A 5,219-nucleotide genomic window follows, 5' to 3' on the forward strand; every position below is an offset into this window, starting at 1 on the left:
GGCTTCGACATGCGGGGCGGCGTCGGTGTCGTGTGCCACCGGCGATTCGGGCTCGACTGCAGCTCGCGCGGGCCGGCGCGCGTCATCCGACGAAGCGGCTCGGGCCCGGCGCTTGGCGCGCGAAGCGCCTCGGGAACGGAGAGAAGAGGATGCTGCGGGATCTGGCATAGCGTATGGAGAGCCGCTGCGACGACGCGCGGCTGCGCGGCTCATTGGTATCGTGATCGAATCGAAGCGTGCTGCAAACGCGGCATTGTCTCATGATCGGTTCGCCGTGCGGCCGTCCGAGGCCCCACCGTTGCGCCGCCTGCCGAATCCATGGTCCATCCGCCTTTCTCGCCAGCCGGCCTGCCTTGCGCCGCGGCTTTGCTTTATCCTTTGCGCTTCGCGCGACGTTATGAAAGCGCGCCGTTTCACCGTCCAGCCAAAACCGCATCATGTCCAACTCGATCGATCATACGATCGCGGCCGAGGCCGCCGCCCTCCGCTCGCATTACGCACAAACCGTCCTGCCGATCTGGCGCGGGCCCGGTTTCAATCGCGCGTCGCAATTGCCGTACGAGGCCGTCGGCGCGCAGGATCACGCGCCGCTGCCCGTCGTGCGCTACCGAGCCATGGCCTGTGCGCGACAATTGTTCGTGTTTTCGTTGGCAGGCGACGCGGCGCATGCCGAGCAACTCTTTCACGCGATACGGCGGTATTTCCATGACGCGCAACACGGCGGGTGGATCTACAGCATCGATGGGCAGGGAGCGCCGCTCGATACGACGAAGGACCTCTACACACACGCGTTCGTCATCTTTGCCTGCGCGCACTATGCCGCGGCCACGGGCGATCGCGACGCCCTGCGCGTCATCGACGAAACGGCCGCGCTCGTCCAGGCGCGCTTTGCGGCACCCGGGGGTTTGCTTCACGCCGCACTGAGCGCGGATTTTTCGGCGCCGCGCACCGGCCCGCTGCAAAACCCGCTCATGCACTTGACCGAAGCCTATCTCGCTGCCTACGAGACGACGGGCGAGCCGGGCTACGAATCGGCACTGGCTCAATTGGCGGACGCCGTGGCGCGTCATTTCATCCATGAGCCCACGGGCGCGATTGCGGAACTGCCGATCGGCAGCGACGACAACCGGCTCGAGCCGGGTCATCAGTTCGAATGGTTTTATCTCGTGAAGCGGGCGGGGCCGGTCATGGCGGCATCGGGGCTCGATGGCCATCTGTCGCGCGCCTTCGACTTCGCGCAACGGCACGGGATCGATCCGGCAACGGGCGGCGTGTGCGCGGCGCTCGACGAGACCGGCGCCGTCAAGGACGCCACTCAGCGGATCTGGGCGCAAACAGAATATCTGCGCGCGCTTGCGACGCGGGGCGGTGCACAGGATCGGGAGACGTTGGCGGTGCAGATTCCGCGCTTCCAGGCGCGATTCCTGCATGCGCGCGGCTGGTATGAGTGCTTGACGCCGACGGGTGACGTAGCACGCGCCGATATGCCGTCGACGACGCCGTATCACCTGGCCACGGCTTACGCCGCGTTGCCTGATTGAGATCGTTCGACGAGTTCCGAGCCGCCTTCGATCTGCGCCACCGATTCGCTGATGAGCGCCTTGATTTCCTTGGCCGACTGCGCGCTGCGCTGCGCCAGACCGCGCAACTCCCCGGCCACGACGGCCGAGCCACGACCCTGCTCGCCCGCGCGCGCAGCTTCGACGGCTGCGTTCAACGCCAGGGGCCGGAAGCGAGCTTGATCTTGCTGAACATCTAGAACATCTAGAACATCTAGAACATCCGAAAGAAAAACGAAAGAAAGCCGGGGAACGGCGCTACTTAGGGTTTACGGCAATCAGGCGGTTGGCTTGAGGCTCGAACGCGGATGACTGCCGAATCGGGCAGCTTGGGGAAACGCGTGCAATGAAGGAAACGCCTAACGCTTGCTTGACGCGGTGGGTCTGCCCTTCCTAGAGTGGAACGCGACACGGCACGGGGCCTTGCCCCGAAGGGGCACGGCATGACCGACTTTTTCGATCTCGCGCGCGGCGCGCTGCACGCGCAACCGTTCAGTATGCTGCTCGGCACGGAGCTCGTGCAGATCGGCGAGCGCGAGGTGACGCTACGGCTGCCGATCCGCGATGAGCTGCGTCAGCAGCAGGGCTTCGTGCACGGCGGTGTCATCAGTTATCTGGCCGATAACGCGTTGACCTTCGCCGGTGCGCTGGCATTGGGGCCGCGCGTAGTGACAGGCGAGTACAAGATCAATTACCTGCGGCCGGCCGTGCGGGGCACGCTACTCGCGCGGGCCGAACTCATTTATGCTGGCCGCGGGCATGCGATCTGCCAGTGCAGCGTGTTCGTCGTGGATGGTGAAAAGGAAACACTGGTGGCGCTGGCACAAGGCACCATCAATCGGGTGGGTGACGGGCCGAATGCTTCACTGCGGCACGCTGATGAGCAGACGCCGCATGGCGACGAGCGCGCTTGAGGTTGAATTTGTAGTTTGAATTGACGCTGGGTCACATGCCCGACCGACACCACGCTGCTTTTAAGGCTCTTATAAAACACCACACTGAGAGGAATGCAGATGATCGACCATACCGGCGTACTCGTGAGCGATTTCGAGAAGAGCAAACGCTTTTACCAACAAGCGCTCGCGCCGCTCGGGTACGCCATGCTGAGCGAGTTTTCGGCGGCCGTGACGCGCCATACCGATGTCGCTGGATTCGGCGCGAATGGAGTCTCCGATTTCTGGATCAGTCGCGGCACGCCCAATAACCCTGGCGTTCACATCGCATTTCGCGCAGCCGACCGCGCCATGGTGGACGCGTTTTATCACGCAGCGATTGGCGCCGGCGGGAAAGACAACGGTGAGCCGGGCCAGCGCCCGCACTATCACCCGGGGTATTACGGCGCGTTCGTGCTCGATCCTGATGGGCACAACATCGAGGCGGTGTGTCACGAGGGGTAAGTAGACCGCCAACGAACGATTCGGGTGATCTGGCGGGGAGCAGTTCATCAACCGCCAGTGTCTGAGCGCGACATGCATTGCGCTGATGCAATGCGTGAGCGGACCGACCCATTCAGAGTTCGAATTCTGCGCCCGGCAGTGGGCGGCCTTTGAACAATTCGGCCCAATTCTCAGCCGACATCAGAACGAGTTGCATAAAGCTGTTCGCGGGCGCGTAGTGCACGAACAAGCTCTCGAGCACGCGGCCCAGCGCGCTAACGGTGCAATCGTCGAGGATTGTCTCCGATACACCCAACCGAATCCGCAAGCCGCGCACGAGCGTCGGCTGCGGTTCCATGACGATCCATTCGAGCGCGGACTCGCGTGCAAGGTGCTTCAAGCCCTCGATATGTCGCGCGCCCGGCGAACGAGACGGCGCATGAGCCGCCAATAGCTGCTTGAATGCGGGCAAACCGGCCTGAGAAATGTTGAGTGCCCCGGCGGAGAGCATCGCGATCATGTCCCATAGGGCGGTGGGTGTTTTGGGTCGTTCGACGCTTTCCGTCGGGGAGAACAACAGCGATGCGCGGCCAGCCAGCGCCTCGTTTCCTTCGGAGAAATCGCCTCTGGGATCGCCGACTTCCAAGCTCGCGGGCAGGTTGCCGTTCGTGCAAGCGAGGTCCATGTCGATTTGTTTTCCCACTACGTCGGTGATGCGGCCGGCGGCATCGACGAGTGAGAGCACCATGTCCTGCCCCGGGAGAAATTCCGCGAGCCGGCCGTCTCTTTCCGCCATCCAAAAGACGCCGGAGTCTTGCGGTGCGGTGTGGCGATATAGCGATTGGTAACGCTCGATTTTTTTGAAGACGGCGCCCTTCGTCCCTTCCTGCATCAATTGGACATCGTCGATGCGATAGACCGACGCGGCAGAAGCGCCCAACGTGCCCGGCACGACAGGAAATACAGGCAGCGCCATGTCCTCCGAGGCGATCGGCTCGGCGGGAGAGGCGAACAAATTGATGACGGGCGTGCAGAACAGCTTGAAATTCGACGCAGTGAGCGCTTCCAACCGTTGTCCACGTCGCGAATCGCGATGCACGTCTTGGATCGGCAAATGCAACGTCACTCGACTGCACGGGCCTGCGGCGCGCGTCAATGCTGAGAGGTCGATGTCGATGAAGTCGAATTTCTGCGGAAAGGAGAAGTATTCGAGTAGGAGGCGAAACTGCGATGGATTGTCGTCACGCCGTTCAATCAATGCCTCATCGAGATCGAAGCCCGGTGCCGATAGCGGCACGGCATCCAAGGCGATCCATGTTCCGCTCGCTTCGGCTTCGACGAACGCGGTCGATGCGCGCAGCAAGAACGTGTCGATCGTCGCAGCGACGGTGCGACGACCGCCATCGACGAATAGGCGCACGCGCTTTGGCATGCTCCCCTCGAGCAGCGGTTTTGTCTCGATCGAAGAAAACGTGATGGACAGAATGCCTGTCGTGTTTTCGTTCAGCCGAATCTTGGCGGGTGCGGACGTTGCGGGTGCATAGCGCGCATCGGCGATTCGCAATGGAGCCAACACGACGTCGTACACCGTGACGAATGGGTACTCGCCCTTGCGCGTTTTGAGTTCAGTGCCGCGTTGGAGGGTAACGGGCTTCGTGAGCTTTCCGAGCCCTGCGCTTCCTTCGAATTGCGCAATCGAACAGGAAGGAAACGGACGCAGATACTCGGGATGGAAGTTCTCGAGGATAGCGGTCGGAAGCTCGGGGTAGTTGTCCTCGATCCGTGCGCTTGCTCGCGCGAACTGCAAGGCGGCAGACTGGATCAGCCGCTCGACGTGCGGGTCCTCGGATTGTTCGCCAGAAATCGAGAGGCGTGCGGCAGCTTCGGGATGACGCTGCGCGAATTCGTGAAGCGAGCGGCGCAGTCTGGCCAGTTCGCGTTCGTATTCGGGGAGGAGATCGTCCGACCCGGCAGTCATGCTCGACCCGACGAGGACAAGCTCGAAATCAATGTCGCGCCACAGGATGTTTTATGGCCTTCGAAGGCGGCGGGCTTGCCGTCGACGATAAACGCGGGATCGCCTTCAGCGATCACGCAGTTTTGATGGCCTTGGATGGGGCAGGTGCATTGGTCGCCTTGTCTTGCAACAGGGCGGTCCATTACGTTGCTCACTGCACTTCCAGTCACGACCTGGCCGCCATGACTCGTTGCGTCGCCAACTCGAATAATGCCTTTCATATCGATTGCTCTTTCCTCACCAAGACCAGCCTTGTTGGTTGTATTT

General features: G+C 62.2%; 5 protein-coding genes and 1 pseudogene. 3 read left to right on the forward strand and 3 right to left on the reverse strand.

Annotated elements, in window-relative coordinates:
* Nucleotides 1-437: 437 nt before the first annotated feature.
* Nucleotides 438-1,541 carry an AGE family epimerase/isomerase gene (locus tag ACTHL0_RS21390; protein ID WP_440568904.1) on the forward strand — a complete coding sequence of 368 codons (1,104 nt, stop codon included), beginning with the start codon at nt 438-440 and terminating at the stop codon, nt 1,539-1,541.
* On the opposite strand, the pseudogene ACTHL0_RS21395 reads toward ACTHL0_RS21390, so the two are convergent.
* A pseudogene (locus ACTHL0_RS21395) lies at nt 1,541-1,726 on the reverse strand (methyl-accepting chemotaxis protein); the annotation flags it as partial. The gene ACTHL0_RS21390 and the pseudogene ACTHL0_RS21395 sit on opposite strands and share 1 nt — an antisense overlap.
* A 276-nt stretch (nt 1,727-2,002) precedes the next feature.
* On the opposite strand from ACTHL0_RS21395, the gene ACTHL0_RS21400 reads away from it, so the two are divergent.
* Together ACTHL0_RS21400 and ACTHL0_RS21405 are read left to right on the forward strand one after the other, a co-directional pair.
* Entirely contained in the window at nt 2,003-2,473 is a 471-nt protein-coding gene (locus tag ACTHL0_RS21400; RefSeq protein WP_440568905.1) for a PaaI family thioesterase, read from the forward strand.
* Between the two features lie 99 nt (nt 2,474-2,572).
* On the forward strand, nt 2,573-2,956 hold the full coding sequence (locus ACTHL0_RS21405) for a VOC family protein (RefSeq protein ID WP_440568906.1): 384 nt from the start codon (nt 2,573-2,575) through the stop codon (nt 2,954-2,956).
* A 112-nt stretch (nt 2,957-3,068) separates the two neighbouring features.
* Here ACTHL0_RS21405 and tssF read toward each other — a convergent pair whose 3' ends face one another.
* Both tssF and ACTHL0_RS21415 read right to left on the reverse strand, forming a co-directional pair.
* Entirely contained in the window at nt 3,069-4,913 is a 1,845-nt protein-coding gene (tssF, locus tag ACTHL0_RS21410; protein WP_440568907.1) for a type VI secretion system baseplate subunit TssF, read from the reverse strand.
* On the reverse strand, nt 4,910-5,173 hold the full coding sequence (locus ACTHL0_RS21415; protein WP_440568908.1) for a PAAR domain-containing protein: 264 nt from the start codon (nt 5,171-5,173) through the stop codon (nt 4,910-4,912). Before ACTHL0_RS21415 ends, tssF begins: the two co-directional genes overlap by 4 nt.
* Between the last annotated feature and the right edge of the window lie 46 nt (nt 5,174-5,219).

This window comes from Trinickia sp. (genome assembly GCF_051961175.1).
Lineage (GTDB): Bacteria > Pseudomonadota > Gammaproteobacteria > Burkholderiales > Burkholderiaceae > Trinickia.

What these genes read in the sequence shown, in the direction of transcription:
- ACTHL0_RS21400 (WP_440568905.1), top strand. Translation starts at nt 2,003, where the DNA reads ATGACCGACTTTTTCGATCTCGCGCGCGGCGCGCTGCACGCGCAACCG.
- ACTHL0_RS21390 (WP_440568904.1), top strand. Translation starts at nt 438, where the DNA reads ATGTCCAACTCGATCGATCATACGATCGCGGCCGAGGCCGCCGCCCTC.
- ACTHL0_RS21405 (WP_440568906.1), top strand. Translation starts at nt 2,573, where the DNA reads ATGATCGACCATACCGGCGTACTCGTGAGCGATTTCGAGAAGAGCAAA.
- tssF (WP_440568907.1), bottom strand. Translation starts at nt 4,913, where the DNA reads ATGACTGCCGGGTCGGACGATCTCCTCCCCGAATACGAACGCGAACTG.
- ACTHL0_RS21415 (WP_440568908.1), bottom strand. Translation starts at nt 5,173, where the DNA reads ATGAAAGGCATTATTCGAGTTGGCGACGCAACGAGTCATGGCGGCCAG.